This is a genomic window from Paenibacillus sp. FSL R10-2199 (assembly GCF_038000235.1).
GTDB classification, from domain to species: Bacteria; Bacillota; Bacilli; order Paenibacillales; family Paenibacillaceae; genus Paenibacillus_AQ; species Paenibacillus_AQ phytohabitans.
Genome location: NZ_JBBOBO010000001.1, coordinates 1,166,775 through 1,180,363, shown reverse-complemented (window position 1 = coordinate 1,180,363; position 13,589 = coordinate 1,166,775). Strand labels below are relative to the sequence as shown.

Below are 13,589 nucleotides of genomic sequence, written 5' to 3'. Positions count from 1 at the left end.
TTATAGCAAGCTCAGTGCTATATGCTATGCAGGGGCATAGGCTGGTGTTCGTACAACCGGGCACGGCTGCGCCATCTTATAAAAAAAAGATCCCGGAATCCACGCAAACCACGGATTCCGAGATCAATATACAGGTGTTTCCTATTAAGGCTGCCGGTTTGCCCTCCGCGCCCGGATGAAGGCCAGCTGCTGCAGCCGGTCCTGGGTGGAGATTCCGCTCCACAGGCCAGGTTGCCCGGCAGGGCCCCCGCTGCTCTTCCCTGCTTCTTCCGGTGAAGGGGCAGAAAGGGACAGGGTACAAGTACCATCCCTGTAGATGATCAGGCTATGATCAGCAGAGAGGTGATCTTTGGCGACATACTCATCGATGTAGCCGTATATTTTTCTTAAGGCCACAGGATCTTTGCTCATCTGCTGCAGGATATTCGGGGCAATCACAATCTCCCGCACATCATCCCTGGCTCCCTTGCCGGCACTGTCCGCACCCTTGCTCCCGTCCTTGGACACCGCTGTGATCCGGACAGGCAGGCCGTATTTCTTCCTGATTCTGCGTGCCTGATCTTCAATGGCCGCAGCAACAGCTGCCAAAGTCTCCGAGAAACTAAGCACAGACGACTCTGCCGGAGCATGGGCCTCCTGATGCGGTGAACGGGTCAGTGAAGCGGCTTGAATCCGGGAAATGGGAATATACATCGAACATTCCTCTTCTCGATAAAAGTTCAGGACAACTCTTTATCGGTGAAAAGAAGAAGATTGCTTAAACCGTTCTATTTTGTGCCCAGTGCCCCGGCTGCTGCATCCTCGCCGCCAAGCCGCCCGGAGGTGAAGGAATACCCCAGTCCGACGCCATTTCCTACATAAGTATCGTTAAAGAGTACACCTTCGGACTCCACGCCCACGGCATATAATCCCTTGATGGGCACACGCTTGTCATTCAGCACCTGAAACTTGGTATTTACAAGCAGGCCGCCCACCGAGCAGAGATTATTGATCTCGGAAATAATTGCATAATACGGGCCGCTCTCACCCATCGGAAGCAGATATTCCTTCGCTTTGCCGAACTCGGTATCGATGCCGGTCTTCGCCGCTTCCTGATACAGCTTAAAGTCGGCAGCGAATACCGCAGCATCCATACCCGCATTTTTTGCCAATTCCTCAATGGTATTACCCTTGAAGCCGTCACCGTTGGCAACCATGGACTCGAAGACTTTATCCGCATCCTTCCAAGGCTGGTCCAGCGTGAATTTATCAGCAAAAGAAGCATAGAATTCCGGCGGCATTCCCGGCAGTCCGGGTGCTTTCAAGCCATGCATTCCCTTGGTCTTGAGGGCATCAATCTGCGCCTGCGAGAGAATGACCAGATGATAGGCTCCGTTAAAAGCACTCGTGTTCGCCGCTGCTACTGCGGTTAGTGTTGCCGCTTCATCCCGGAATCTCGCCCCGGAAGGGCCGACATTCATCAGCGTTGGCAGGTAGGAGAGCATCAGCGGATAGCTGGCTTCGAACGGCTCATACTCCGCCTTCAGCTTGTCCGTTGCTCTGGCCAGGGTCTGGTGAAGCATTTGTCCCCCGAAGTTATCGGGAACCTTCGCCCCAATATCCCAGGACATTTGCAGCCCTTCGCCGATATTCTGTCCAAGTCCGCCATTGACGCCTTCGAAGCCGAAGGCTTCCTTGACCATCTCTTTATTGCCGGCATAACCGCCGGTAGCCATGACAATGCTTTTGCCGGTGATCTCAAGCACAGTTCCATCCGCCTTCCCGGCAACCACTCCGGTAACCTCACCATTGCTGCCTGTAATCAGCTTCTGGGCTGTTGTTTCGGTGATTACCTGTCCGCCGCCCTTTTCCACGGATTCTGCAAGCATCGCCTTCAGCAGATCCTGGCGGGTGTCATAGGCCGGTAACATATGCAGCTGTTCTCCGCCAAAGTTAAGGAAGGTAGTGGTGTAGCCCTTGCCTGTCAGCCAGTCATAGGTTTCACCCGACTTGGTCACGTACTGGCGGATTGCCGCTGCGTCTACTCTCCAGTGATTATTAACGATCCAGTCGGCAATCTCCTTCTCTACTTCCACTTTAAGTCCGCTGCTGACAGCGGCTGAAGAGTTGTAGAACTTACCTGCCCAGGACAGATTGCTTGCTCCGCCAATCGTAGCTGTTTTCTCAATAAGAATGACCTTTGCGCCTTTATCGGCTGCAGAGACTGCTGCAGAGACGCCGGATGCGCCTGCACCCACGACAACGACATCCGCAGACAGCTGCTCCGTCTTGCCTTCTCCCGATTTCACTACAGCTCTCGATTTAAAAGCCTCCACGTTGCCGCCCGCCTGCTTCACCGCATCTTCAACGGCTGTCAGGATCGCCGTGCTCGACTCCGAAGCACCGCTGACTGCATCTATGGCCAGGGTCTGGCCGGCAATAATCTCTTCCTTAATCTTATTAATGGCCTCCACGCCAATGCCGGCCGTTTCGTTCTGGCTGACCACCTGGATATCCGTGATTACGGATTCGGCGTCGAGTGTAACCTCAACCTGAATCTTGCCGTCTTTGCCGTCAGCTTCCGCTTTATAGGTTCCCGCTTTAAAAGCATCCGGTACCGCACTTGTATCCGCCGGCTGCGTAGCCTCCGGTGATGCTGAAGGCTGCTCCGATGCTGCCGGTCCGGCTGAATTATTGCCGCTGCAGCCGCTGATGAGCGACAGAACCAGGATCAGACATACGCTTACTTTTAACAACGGCCGTACTGCTTGCTTATGCATTATTTCTCCCCCTGTGTGGTTAGTGCAGCCCCGCTTCTCTCTCTCTCTAAGAACTGCTGACTACGCACAGAGTGTAAACCTTGGTACAGCACCAAGGTCAATGAAATATATGTGAAATATTTCTCAAAGTATAAAAGCGGGCGGTTCCGTTTCTGCTTGTTTTGCCGGAATATTGATCTCCAGATAGGTTTTGTTGCAGCTGTTCGTGCGCTCTGTAAACAGGATTTTACCGCTGATATCCCCGCTGACCGTATACTTCTGCGCCTTCGCATAATCCAGCATGAATCCGAAGGACTCCCGTTCGAGGTATTCCTCATAGGTGCTGACAATCACTGCAGAGATGCAGGTTGCCGGCTCCAGATACTCCACACTGTCATTCAGGCAGACCTCAAGCTTCTGCTGATCCTCTTCCAGCAGGGCAAGCCCCCAGCTGTAATCCAGCTCTTCGGTTCCATAGATGCATTCTGTATTCTCAATACGGAAGGAATAGAAGGTGAACGGCAGCAGCTCCATCCAGGCCTGGACGGTTCTTTTGAGACCATCCTTCTGCAGCAAATGGTTCTTGTTCGTCTGCTGAATCCGGTACATACCCGGCACTTGCTTGATTCTGCAGGTATAAAAGGATTCGCTGATCCCCCCAAGCTCGGCATGAATCTCCTGAATCTTATTCAGCAGCAGCGTGCTGCGGCGTATCTCTTCTTCCAGCTGCATTCCGGCAGCCGCTATCGACTCTACCACTTGCTCGGAAGGTGCGTCTTTAATCAGTCCGGCCACATCCTGAAGCGGAATCTGCATGCTCCGGTACCATCTGCTCGACAGTAAATTGCGCGCGTCCAGATCATTGAAATACCGGTAATTGTTATGCTGATCCTTCATCGGCCGGACAATATCATGTTTCTCATATAAGCGCAGTGTATCTGCCGTCACCCCTAGAATTGACGCGAATTCACCGATAGAATATTTCATCAGCAGCCCCCCAGCTTACTTGATCCCATTCTTTCATCAGTTCAATGATAGAGGGTTTGGCCGGGAGACTTTGTGGATTATGTCACACGGGTGCTACTGCGCCTTGCCTTCGCTCAGGCTTGCCATCGTCTTATTGAGCCGCCGCTGCCGCGTTTCTGCCGTCTTGGCATCCTCAATCGAGAGGACAAACCGCCGTTTATTCGTGTAGGATAATCCGTCCCAGAACTGCTTCGCTCCGGCATGCTGCTCCAGCTCCGCAGCCAGGTCAGCCGGCACTTCCACTTCCCTTGGCTGGGTATCGAGCTTGAGTTCTACCTCGATCTCCTCTCCGGCACTGACACCGGCACCCTTGCGGTGCTCCGCGCTGAGCGGAATCATGAACTGTCCGCCCATCGTCGCCACCGTGCTGGAGTAGCTATATTCCCCGATCGTTACCTTCACCGCCGGCTTCTTGCTTGTCCCTAGCTCTGCCACCGCCTCGGCAGGAACCGGTATTCCCGTTGCCGTCTTGCCGCCAAGTATAACGGTTGTCCGGAATTTCATATTTATTACCTCCTGGATAGGCGCTTAGCCATTTTTATACCCATTGTAGTGCAGGGAATGGGGCTTTTCCAGTCGCCGGTGAGGGCGGCATGGTTTATACTTAAAGGTACTGAAGAATGTGACGAACGGAGGCGGCCGCCATGCCCGCGAATTTAACTGAAAAGGTAGCAGACCTTCCCTTATCGCCTGGCGTGTATCTGATGAAGGACAGTCTGGGCCATATCATCTATGTCGGCAAAGCGAAGCAGCTGAAGAAGCGGGTCCAATCCTATTTCTACAATAACAAAGGACACTCGCCCAAGGTGAAGCAGCTTGTCAAGCATATCCGCGATCTCGAATACAGGCTGACCGATACGGAATTCGAAGCCTTCATGCTGGAATGCCAGCTGATCAAAGAGATCAAGCCGATGTACAACCGCAAAATGAAAAATCCGCTCGCCTACAGCTATATTTCCATCGTGGGCACTGCGCCGTACCGGCAGATCGAAATCGGCTATGAGCCCAGCACACAGGCAAATAGTCTCTCCTATGGTCCTTACACCAGCCGCAGCACTGTGGAGCGGGCTGTACAGGGCATTAAGGAATCGCAGAGAATTCTCTGCAGCAGCCCCCATTCCCGGACCACCCGCTGTCTCAACCATTCGCTGGGCTTATGCATCGGCATGTGCGGGGGCGGTGAGGCTCTGAAGCGGTATGAGGAGATTATCGGGCAGATCATTGCACTGCTGAACGGGAGCGGCAATTCAATCGTAAGCGGACTGGAAGCCCGGATGGAGGAGGCTGCGCTGCGGTTTGACTTCGAAGCAGCTGCCAAGTACCGTGATTACCTCGGGGCGGTCCACTCGCTGCTGCACAAGGAGCAGGTGATCGGCTTCACCGGGGAGAACAAGAATATTATCGTGCTGGAGCCGGTGGACGGGCAGTCCCACAAGCTGATTCTCATCAAGGGCAGCGTGATTCTCTACCGCACCCGGCTGGCGACTGAAGCGCTGGACAGCGGACAGCTTACCAAGATGATTACCACTGCCGCATTGGAGCATTTCCGCAGCAGCAGCCTGATTGCGGCTACAGAAGAAATGAGCCGTCATAAGATCGATGAGGCCCAGATCATCTACAGCTATCTTAAGAGCAGCTCCGGCAATTATCTGCTGGTTCCGCAGGAATGGCTGGAGGATAAGGATACCGCCGGGCTGGAGGAAGGGATTAACGGGCTGATCGGGAGCGCATTATAATCAGCGCTGATACCGGCTCTCCAGGTGATTCAGGAATGGACCGTTAACCTACTCGCGGTAACAATAAATCGCTGCAACAATAAACCAGGACCTCTGCATGCAAGCAGCGGTCCTGGTTTCTAATATAGAGGAGCATTCGGCTGCAGCCTTCCTCTGCTCGAGGGCCGCAGGCAGTCCTGACTAATAGGTTACACTTGCGCAGTAGGACGGATCACGATCTCGTTCACATCGATATTATCCGGCTGTTCAATCGCGTAGGCAATGGCACGCGCTACTGCATCCGGTGTCATCGCCAGCTTATCGCGGACGGCGGCAAGCTGATCTCTCACTGCCGGGTCTGTCACACTGTCCGTGAAGCCGGTCTTGACGATACCGGGCGAAATGATGGTGACGCGCAGCTTGTCGCCCGCCTCCTGGCGCAGCCCCTCCGAGATGGCGCGCACGGCGAACTTCGTTCCGGAGTAGACGGACTGGTTGGGAACAGTCTTGTGTCCCGCTGTAGACGCAGTGTTCACGAAATGTCCGAAGCCCTGCTCGCGGAAGACCGGCAGCGCTGCGGCAATACCATACAGAACACCTTTGATATTAACGTCAATCATGTCCTCCCAATCCTCGACGCGCAGGTCGTCGAGCGGGGAAATAGGCATCACTCCGGCATTGCTGACGAACACATCTATCTTCCCGTACCGCTCACAGGCAAGTGCAACGAGTCTGCTTAGATCCTCCCGCTGTCTCACGTCCGTGCTTGCATAAACGGCTTCGCCGCCATTGTTCACAATGCGTGCCGCCAGCGCCGCCAGGCGGTCTGCTCCGCGCGCTCCAAGCACTACCTTTGCCCCGCGCTCCGCAAGGAGCAGCGCTGCCGCTTCCCCGATCCCGCTGCTCGCACCCGTAATGACGACAACTTTATTCTCAATGCTCATACTGCATCCTTCTCTCTACGGTCTAATGGCCTTGCCTGTTCATTGTAAGTAAACAGCGGCCCAATCAGGTAGACAGATCGCCTCCGATCCTTGCCTAATCCTCTCCGGTGTATATATAATTAGCCATTAGACCTACGCGTAAAGGAGCAGTGAAGCATGAACGACATCTCCTCCCTCTCTACTCTCCCTGCTCATTTACAAGAACTGATTCTGCTTATTCAGCGTCATGCGCCTTCAGAAGGAACACATGCTTCAGACGTGCCGGAGCTATGCTTCAGACGCGCAAGCCAGGTGTCCGAGCCGAGACATTCGGTCAATACGCCTTCGTTATACGTGATTGTACAAGGCTCCAAGACAGCTTCGCTGGCGGGAGATACTTACAGATGCAGTCCGGGCAGCTACATGGTCAGCCCGGTGCATCTGCCTGTAGTCGGGATGATTACGGAAGCCACGCCGGAGCTTCCCTATCTGAGCCTGCAGTTATCTATTCGTCCGGAGGTCATACTGGACATCATCCACAGCAGTGGTCCGCAGCGGGAAGCAAAGACGGAACGCGGGATCCTGCTGGGCCAATCCGATACACCGCTGCTGGAGGGGCTGGTCCGCCTGGTCCGTCTTCTGGATACCCCTGAGGATATTGAGTTCCTCGCACCGATGATGATCCGCGAGATTCTGTACCGTGTGATGAAGGGTGATCAGGGGGCAATCCTCAGCCAATTCTCCATTGCCGGCAGCTATTCGTATAACATTTCCAAAGCTATACATCTGATTAACCGCGATTACTCCAAGCCCCTTGTGATTGAAGAATTGGCGAAGGAAGCCAATATGAGCCCTTCCTCCTTGCATAAGCATTTCAAAAAGGTCACAGCAATCAGCCCCCTGCAGTATCAGAAGGCGATCCGGCTGCAGAACGCACGCCGTTTGCTGCTGTCAGAGGGATTAGAAGCCGCTGACGCGGGCTTTCGCGTGGGCTATGAGAGCCCTTCCCAGTTTAGCCGGGAGTATGTCCGCATGTTCGGGCGTCCGCCCATGAACGATGTTAAGCATCTGCGCAATACCTTAAGTGTTCACGCGGATGAATAGATGAACTGCCGCAGGACAGAAGCCGCTGAATTCATTATGAGTTTTGGAAGCAAGAATCAGAGATTCTGCAGGACAGCCGTTACGAGAAGACGAGCTATCTGGCGCCGGTTCTTCAGATACACATTATTTCAGCAGATTGTTTAAGAAATATGAGGGCTTGAGTAACCTTATTACGGTATATGCGGTAGGCTTAATTGCACTTTGTACAACTAAATCGGCTGATTTATAAGCGATTATCCGTTTAGTTGTATTTCGTACAATTAAACTGCCATTTTAACCTTGATTCTCCCCTTTAGGGCAGATTTAGTTGTACAGACTGCAGTTATATGAGGCAAGCAACCCTTTTCGCTGTTTATAATTGTACAAAATACAACTATCATTAAGCGGACTTTTTAACAACGGGAATCCAGACTTCCATTTCATACATGTTATTGCCCCGGTCATACTTCATTTCAAACTCAGGACCCTCTGTGGCTTCATAATTCGAGCCCGGGAACCATTCCCCCCAAATACGCTTCCATAAATCATGAATATTGCTTTCTCCATCAGGATAAACGCCGGTCGTGAAAATTGCGTAGGTTTGCGGAGGGATATGCAGCTGTTCAAAGCCTTCCGGCAAGCCGCTTTCGGGTATAATATATCCGATCATGTATGAAGATTTCTCACCCTGCTTGTTATACATTACCGCATGAATTTGGCCGTTCTCCCCCAGTCCCGCGGCAGCCCGAATCCGGCCCACATCTCCGCCAGCAATACACCGGGTCCAAAAGGCAGGGATTTCAATAAACGGATTCTCGCCATCGGCATTAATTACAGTAGATACGCCAAACATTTCAACAGCTTGTTTTTCTTCGATTTTATAGTTCACTTCTACATCTCCCCGAATTGAAAGTTGAAAGGATAACCGGGGATAAGCCTTAAGTGAGACGCCCTTGTCGCGCGCTGACATTGGCATTACACCATGCATTTTTTTGAACGCTCTGGAGAAGGCTTCGGGCGATTCGTAACCATACTTCATAGCGATGTCGATAATCCGGGTTCCGCCTTGCTGCAGCTCAAAGGCTGCAAGGGTCATCCTTCTGCGCCTGATATACTCCGAGAGCGGCACATCAGTTATGAACGAGAACATCCGCTGAAAATGGTACGTTGAGCAGCAGGCAATCCTGGCCGCCTGATTGAAATCAATCACATCCGCCAGATGTTTTTCTACATATTCCATTGCGTTATTCATGCGGTCCAGCCAATCCATACCGGTCCCTCCTTTCAAGTCTGATTATAGGGGAGGATGAGACAGGAAACCTTGCAATCCATGCACCGAAATATCATGTTCGATATTGCTTCTATAGAATCCTCTAACCGGGACGTTTATTCCAGCCGCAAGGCTAGGGCGTTATTTTGTCGTATCTTTTTCAAAAATTTAGCCGGCAATGTCACAATATGAACAGATGGTTCGTTGTACAGAGCATAAAGGGGGTGAGAAGCTTGGAGAACGCCGATCTGCAGGAACGGATTGCAGCCGTGCTGGCAGGGGATATCCAGAAATTCGAGGCCATTATGCAGGCTTATCAGCGGCCGATTTTCTTCTATTGCTATCATATGCTGGGCCAATATAACGAGGCTGAGGACTGCGGACAGGAAGTATTCCTGAAGGCATACCGCTCTTTGGGACAATATGATCCTAATCTCCCCTTCGGCGCCTGGCTGTACACCATTGCCTATAACCAGTGTATTGATGTGATCCGCAAGCGCAAGCTGACGAAATACTTGAGTCTGTTCTACCGTGATGACCAGGAGAACCGGCCGGTCGATCAGCATATGGAGGCTAATTACCCGGACGCTGCGGTGCAGCAGGCGATGGCTATGTTAACGGCCGAGGAGCGTAACTTACTGCTGCTGCGCACCGTGGAGGAGCTGAGCTATCAGGAAATCAGCCGGATGCTTCACCAGAATACCGCGCGGCTGCGCAAACGGTATGAACGTTCCGCTAGGAAATTCAGGAAGTTTTACGCTCAGGCGAAAGGAGTGAAGCATTATGGATACGGACAAGGATCAGGAGCTGAAGGAACTTCTTCATAATCCGCGCTTTTCCCATCCGGATATATCCGGGGAAGTGATGAAGAGGTTAGAGACAGGACATCAAGTGAAGGGGGTCTTCTGGATGAAACATAAAATTAGCTTATTGGTGGTTGCGGGCATGCTGCTCACAGCTTCCACCGGATTTGCAGCCGTTCAATATCAGTCGCTGAAGAACAAGCAGGGTGAGGTTGTATATCAGGTCAAGCCCGCGAAGGCGTTCCCTGCCTATGAGGAGGAGGAGCTGCAGCGCTTGAACCTCAGCCATGAATTAGGCGAAGCTATGCTTGAGAATGGTACCGCTGCTATCTTCTACGTCTTGGACCATAATCCGGACGGGAAGCTGGATACGGAGTACAAACCGTTAGTCTATACCGACCTGTCTTCGCTCCGCAATAAGTTATCGGCTCAATCTTTGACCGTAGCCGACAAGCTTCCGGGAGGTTATGAATTCCAGACAGCCACCGCTTACTTCAAACCGGTCACCCTGCTCCACCCGCCTACCCCGGACGAAGAAAAGGCTATCGCTGATCAGCTGCGCAAGCAGGCCGAGGCAGCGGGCAGAAACTACGGGATAATGCCGGTAGAGCTGTCGGACCAAATCCTCAATTTAACTGCGGTCTATAGGCAGGGAGAACAGGAAATTACGGTGACAACAACAAGAAGCGAAGGCGAATTCACGGCTTATGTAGATGAACAAGTAGATTTCACCGCAGAAAAAGCCGTTGTCAACGGCACTGAAATGATCTACACCAAGTATAAAGGCGGCAATAGCCTAACGTGGTCAGCCGCGGTTCCGGGAAGTAGGGACACCTACCAGTACCAGATTGACGAGATGAGCGGACAATTCTTAAGCAAAGAAGCACTGATCGCCATCGCGAAGCCGCTTCTGCATTGAAAGAATACGAATTCTTTTCCCGGATGAACCTCCAGGTTTCCGCAAACTATTTAAGAAATACTCTACCTCCAGCCTCCGGCCGAATCATGTCATAATACGTATAGGGGCTGCCTCTTGGGGTAGCTCCACACGATATATAGGAGGGCGCTAGATGAATATTGAAATAATCAATCCGGAAGAAGACCAGTACGGCAACTGCAGAGAGAATATATTTATTGCATTCGGTGAACATGGGGACTACTTAGGGAGCGCCTTTACGTATCCGGCAATCAATCATCATCAGACACCCGATACCCCTTATCTGATTTATATAAGTGTGAATCCCGCTGATCATTTAGCCGAATCACAGAATAATGAGGTTAGCCAGCGGCTATTTGACGGAGTGCTTACAAGGGCTAAAGAGCTGCGGAGGCTGCGGCCGGATCTAACCGCCAGAATATACGCCGGATTTGAACCGGATCAGGAGAAACTGCGCTTCTATATGGGCAACGGGTTGGAGGCCAATTACAGCGTTGTTATGGAGGCTTCCATTCAAGATGGCTTCACCTATACCTTGCCGGAAGATATAGAGGTTACACCGGTGAACCTTAATTCTGACCAAGAGCTTACGGAGAGAAGGCAAACTGCTGGGAGGCTGCACCTTTTTCGCGAAGGATGGCTGCGGTCATATTGAAACGGTATATGTGTCGCCCGACGTCCGCGGAACCGGGATCGCCAAAGTGATTTTGAATTACATATTCAGATATTTTTTAGCTTACGATTTGAACATAGCCCGGCTTGAGGTCTGGGAATTAAATACCCGCGCAGCCGGGCTATACAGATCCTTGGGATTCACCGAGGTGGAGCAACGGACAATGTTCCCGGGGTTCACCTTATAGCCGCCGCTGCATTGCCATCAATACACCGCCTGCGGCTCAAAGCGGCCGGTATCTTTTAACGTATAATCAAAAAACTTCAAAATCAGCGCATTCATCGTCTCAATGCAGTAATACTTATCAATATCTGCTTGCCCGCGTTGCAGCTTATTCGCAAGGATCGGCGAGAATAGCGGAAGATCGGTCAGGCTTAAGTGCTTGGCGCCTTGAAAATGAACGGCATACGCATCCATAAAGTTTGGATTATCGGTCTTGTTCGCCGCGTAAGCCGAGTTCTTCCCGAGCTGTCTCCATACATCGTCCGTGTAAATGTTCAGCAGCGGTACGTGATACGGTTCATTTTTTGCCGCCAGATCCTTAATCTCAGGGTCATACACAAGCTCGCTGAAGAATGGGGCATCGAGATTCACGACAGCATCCACATCGCCGCGCTCCCGGCCGAGCGCCACGCTTGCCGCACCGCCCATGGAGTGGCCGAATACGCCAATTTGCTCAGTGTCGATCAGCCGGTACACGGGGTCCTGGTCACTTACGGCCTTCTCAAGAATTGTATCGATCACGAGATTCATATCCCCGGTCCGCAGTTTCATCCATTTTTGCGTAAAGCCGTACAGCTCTTCCATGGTGTAAATCCCGTCTTTGTTGGAGTCGTTAAACTCCCGCAGATAATCTGCATTAATCATAGTGATCTTCCCGTCCACGCTCTGTGTATAAAAGGAATGGTAAGGATGATCAATGGAAACCACTACATAGCCGTGACTGGCCAGCTCCGTAAAGGTTGAATTGTTGCTCTCCCTGATTCCGAAGGCCCCATGGGAAAAGACCACCAGCGGATAGGTTCCCCCGGCATTGCCCGGATACCAGAATTCCACATTCACAAACCGGTTGTCCCCGGTATCCGTGAATTCTTCAATCCGGTTAGGGTCCGTATACGTGTAAACAGCCGTTCTGACCTCATATTCCCCGGTCACTTCAGGTGCCCGGTACTGCGGGAATAGAATGGGCGGTATAAGTGCGATTAGCAGTGCCACAGTGGTTATAATGATTTTCAATACCCTGAATGAACGTTTGGGCGTACTTGCATTCGCCTTCCTTCGGATAAGATCAATCGTACCCTTCAGCGCAAACATGAACAGCAGTGCTGCCAGCAGTACCCAGCTGAAGCTCCAATCGATAACGGGAGACAGTGTCAGTATAACGAATACGATAAAAAGGGTGATTCTAATCCAGCTTTTGAGCTTGTCGCGGCTGTGCATAGGGGGATTCTCCTCTTCCAGTTAAGATATGAACTCATCATAAAAAACTGCGAAAAGGGTGTATATAGATTTACGGTAAGCTGTAGCTACAGGGCAATAAGATGCAGAATAACCCCACAAAGTGGGGCACTGGCTTCGGGATTAATGGTGAATTTCTTGCTTAACAGCCTTAAGTCTTTCGTTAATTTGCTCTGCTTCCTTCTTATCCTTCCCATAGGACAGCACCCGGACTACGGCATATACCACGGCAATTTGGAGGGCAAGAAGGAGTGCGCCGGATACACCAGTCACAACTCCGATCAGGCTGGCAAGGGCAATCAACAGAATCTCCAGGGTGAGAAAATGAACAACGATTCTAACACGCATGGCCCGCTCGCTTATCTCATGTGGAGTGTACCAGATGATTCCCGTTAATGCCCCAAGCAGGGAGAAGCTCATGATCGTATAGATCGATATCAGGTCAAATGCGAGCTCCGGGATATAAATCTGCCGCAGCACTGTAATGATAATCATGATGGATGCGAAGATGATCAGAAAATCGCGGATGATGTCTTTGACAAATTCAGATAACTTCATGCTGTGATCCCTCCCCCTATAATCCAAGTCTTTGTTTGAGTGCCGGCACATACTGTCTTGATATCACTACACGTTCCCCGTTATCAAGCAAAGCAGTGAACCGGCCGCTGAGGGACGGATGCACACTGGCAATCTTGGCGATGTTCAGAATCGTGGATTTGGAGGCGCGGAAGCAGTTCTTGTCTCTGCATAGCTCCTCCAGTTCATACAGCTTCTGCTTCACTTCATGGACCTGGTTCTCGCTGTAGACAAATACTTTGCCGTCCACGGCTTCAAAATAATAGACATCACTGAGCTTGATGCGGCTGAGATGGTCCTCCTGATACCCCATTATGATGAGGGTCTCTGTCTTGAGCTTATTTACGATTTCAGAGATCTCTTCATCGACTTCATGGCACCGGATGC

At 51.6% G+C, this 13,589-nt stretch carries 15 protein-coding genes; 6 read left to right on the top strand and 9 right to left on the bottom strand.

Translation table 11 applies throughout. From position 1 onward, the window contains the following. Nucleotides 1-144: 144 nt before the first annotated feature. The 4 genes from NYE33_RS05285 to NYE33_RS05270 form a co-directional block, all read right to left on the bottom strand. Entirely contained in the window at nucleotides 145-693 is a 549-nt protein-coding gene (locus NYE33_RS05285; protein ID WP_336102725.1) for a hypothetical protein, read from the bottom strand. 74 nt (nucleotides 694-767) lie between these two features. Continuing rightward, complete coding sequence (locus tag NYE33_RS05280) at nucleotides 768-2,759, bottom strand: FAD-dependent oxidoreductase (protein ID WP_341064994.1); 1,992 nt, start codon at nucleotides 2,757-2,759, stop codon at nucleotides 768-770. 123 nt (nucleotides 2,760-2,882) lie between these two features. Next, nucleotides 2,883-3,725, bottom strand: a complete 843-nt coding sequence (locus NYE33_RS05275) for a MerR family transcriptional regulator (protein WP_341064993.1) — start codon at nucleotides 3,723-3,725, stop codon at nucleotides 2,883-2,885. A gap of 93 nt (nucleotides 3,726-3,818) precedes the next feature. Then, nucleotides 3,819-4,268: a YdeI/OmpD-associated family protein gene (locus NYE33_RS05270; protein WP_340948645.1), complete on the bottom strand. Its 450-nt coding sequence runs from the start codon at nucleotides 4,266-4,268 to the stop codon at nucleotides 3,819-3,821. A gap of 140 nt (nucleotides 4,269-4,408) precedes the next feature. On the opposite strand from NYE33_RS05270, the gene NYE33_RS05265 reads away from it, so the two are divergent. Then, nucleotides 4,409-5,500 (top strand): GIY-YIG nuclease family protein, encoded by a 1,092-nt coding sequence (locus NYE33_RS05265; protein ID WP_042140434.1) that lies wholly within the window; start codon nucleotides 4,409-4,411, stop codon nucleotides 5,498-5,500. Between the two features lie 188 nt (nucleotides 5,501-5,688). On the opposite strand, the gene NYE33_RS05260 is transcribed toward NYE33_RS05265, so the two are convergent. Continuing rightward, on the bottom strand, nucleotides 5,689-6,423 hold the full coding sequence (locus tag NYE33_RS05260; RefSeq protein WP_340948644.1) for an SDR family oxidoreductase: 735 nt from the start codon (nucleotides 6,421-6,423) through the stop codon (nucleotides 5,689-5,691). A gap of 156 nt (nucleotides 6,424-6,579) precedes the next feature. Here NYE33_RS05260 and NYE33_RS05255 point away from each other — a divergent pair, with 156 nt between their 5' ends. After that, the gene (locus tag NYE33_RS05255; RefSeq protein ID WP_341064991.1) at nucleotides 6,580-7,506 is read left to right on the top strand and encodes an AraC family transcriptional regulator; all 927 of its coding nucleotides are present in this window, start codon (nucleotides 6,580-6,582) and stop codon (nucleotides 7,504-7,506) included. Between the two features lie 379 nt (nucleotides 7,507-7,885). On the opposite strand, the gene NYE33_RS05250 is transcribed toward NYE33_RS05255, so the two are convergent. Continuing rightward, nucleotides 7,886-8,755, bottom strand: a complete 870-nt coding sequence (locus tag NYE33_RS05250) for an AraC family transcriptional regulator (protein WP_341064989.1) — start codon at nucleotides 8,753-8,755, stop codon at nucleotides 7,886-7,888. Between the two features lie 224 nt (nucleotides 8,756-8,979). Between NYE33_RS05250 and NYE33_RS05245 the strand changes: the two genes are divergently transcribed. From NYE33_RS05245 to NYE33_RS36440, 4 genes are all read left to right on the top strand, one after another. Next, nucleotides 8,980-9,582 (top strand): RNA polymerase sigma factor, encoded by a 603-nt coding sequence (locus tag NYE33_RS05245; RefSeq protein ID WP_256703832.1) that lies wholly within the window; start codon nucleotides 8,980-8,982, stop codon nucleotides 9,580-9,582. Continuing rightward, nucleotides 9,539-10,477, top strand: coding sequence for a hypothetical protein (locus tag NYE33_RS05240; RefSeq protein ID WP_341064986.1), 939 nt, complete (start codon nucleotides 9,539-9,541; stop codon nucleotides 10,475-10,477). The genes NYE33_RS05245 and NYE33_RS05240 overlap by 44 nt, the downstream gene beginning before the upstream one ends. 151 nt (nucleotides 10,478-10,628) lie before the next feature. Beyond that, nucleotides 10,629-11,150: a hypothetical protein gene (locus tag NYE33_RS05235; RefSeq protein ID WP_340948640.1), complete on the top strand. Its 522-nt coding sequence runs from the start codon at nucleotides 10,629-10,631 to the stop codon at nucleotides 11,148-11,150. Continuing rightward, complete coding sequence (locus tag NYE33_RS36440; RefSeq protein WP_445669803.1) at nucleotides 11,068-11,355, top strand: GNAT family N-acetyltransferase; 288 nt, start codon at nucleotides 11,068-11,070, stop codon at nucleotides 11,353-11,355. Before NYE33_RS05235 ends, NYE33_RS36440 begins: the two co-directional genes overlap by 83 nt. A 17-nt stretch (nucleotides 11,356-11,372) precedes the next feature. On the opposite strand, the gene NYE33_RS05230 is transcribed toward NYE33_RS36440, so the two are convergent. The 3 genes from NYE33_RS05230 to NYE33_RS05220 form a co-directional block, all read right to left on the bottom strand. Then, the gene (locus tag NYE33_RS05230) at nucleotides 11,373-12,608 is read right to left on the bottom strand and encodes an alpha/beta hydrolase family protein (RefSeq protein ID WP_341064984.1); all 1,236 of its coding nucleotides are present in this window, start codon (nucleotides 12,606-12,608) and stop codon (nucleotides 11,373-11,375) included. Nucleotides 12,609-12,749: 141 nt separating this feature from the next. Then, nucleotides 12,750-13,184, bottom strand: coding sequence for a DUF3021 family protein (locus NYE33_RS05225; protein ID WP_341064981.1), 435 nt, complete (start codon nucleotides 13,182-13,184; stop codon nucleotides 12,750-12,752). 16 nt (nucleotides 13,185-13,200) lie between these two features. Then, a complete protein-coding gene (locus NYE33_RS05220) occupies nucleotides 13,201-13,515 on the bottom strand; it encodes a LytTR family DNA-binding domain-containing protein (protein WP_340948638.1) in 315 nt (104 codons plus the stop codon). Nucleotides 13,516-13,589 lie beyond the last annotated feature (74 nt).

Coding starts and splice junctions, on each gene's coding strand:
- NYE33_RS05260 (WP_340948644.1), bottom strand. CDS start 6,423: ATGAGCATTGAGAATAAAGTTGTCGTCATTACGGGTGCGAGCAGCGGG.
- NYE33_RS05255 (WP_341064991.1), top strand. CDS start 6,580: ATGAACGACATCTCCTCCCTCTCTACTCTCCCTGCTCATTTACAAGAA.
- NYE33_RS05265 (WP_042140434.1), top strand. CDS start 4,409: ATGCCCGCGAATTTAACTGAAAAGGTAGCAGACCTTCCCTTATCGCCT.
- NYE33_RS05235 (WP_340948640.1), top strand. CDS start 10,629: ATGAATATTGAAATAATCAATCCGGAAGAAGACCAGTACGGCAACTGC.
- NYE33_RS05240 (WP_341064986.1), top strand. CDS start 9,539: ATGGATACGGACAAGGATCAGGAGCTGAAGGAACTTCTTCATAATCCG.
- NYE33_RS05220 (WP_340948638.1), bottom strand. CDS start 13,515: ATGGGGTATCAGGAGGACCATCTCAGCCGCATCAAGCTCAGTGATGTC.
- NYE33_RS05270 (WP_340948645.1), bottom strand. CDS start 4,268: ATGAAATTCCGGACAACCGTTATACTTGGCGGCAAGACGGCAACGGGA.
- NYE33_RS05280 (WP_341064994.1), bottom strand. CDS start 2,759: ATGCATAAGCAAGCAGTACGGCCGTTGTTAAAAGTAAGCGTATGTCTG.
- NYE33_RS05230 (WP_341064984.1), bottom strand. CDS start 12,608: ATGCACAGCCGCGACAAGCTCAAAAGCTGGATTAGAATCACCCTTTTT.
- NYE33_RS05285 (WP_336102725.1), bottom strand. CDS start 693: ATGTATATTCCCATTTCCCGGATTCAAGCCGCTTCACTGACCCGTTCA.
- NYE33_RS05225 (WP_341064981.1), bottom strand. CDS start 13,184: ATGAAGTTATCTGAATTTGTCAAAGACATCATCCGCGATTTTCTGATC.
- NYE33_RS05250 (WP_341064989.1), bottom strand. CDS start 8,755: ATGGATTGGCTGGACCGCATGAATAACGCAATGGAATATGTAGAAAAA.
- NYE33_RS05275 (WP_341064993.1), bottom strand. CDS start 3,725: ATGAAATATTCTATCGGTGAATTCGCGTCAATTCTAGGGGTGACGGCA.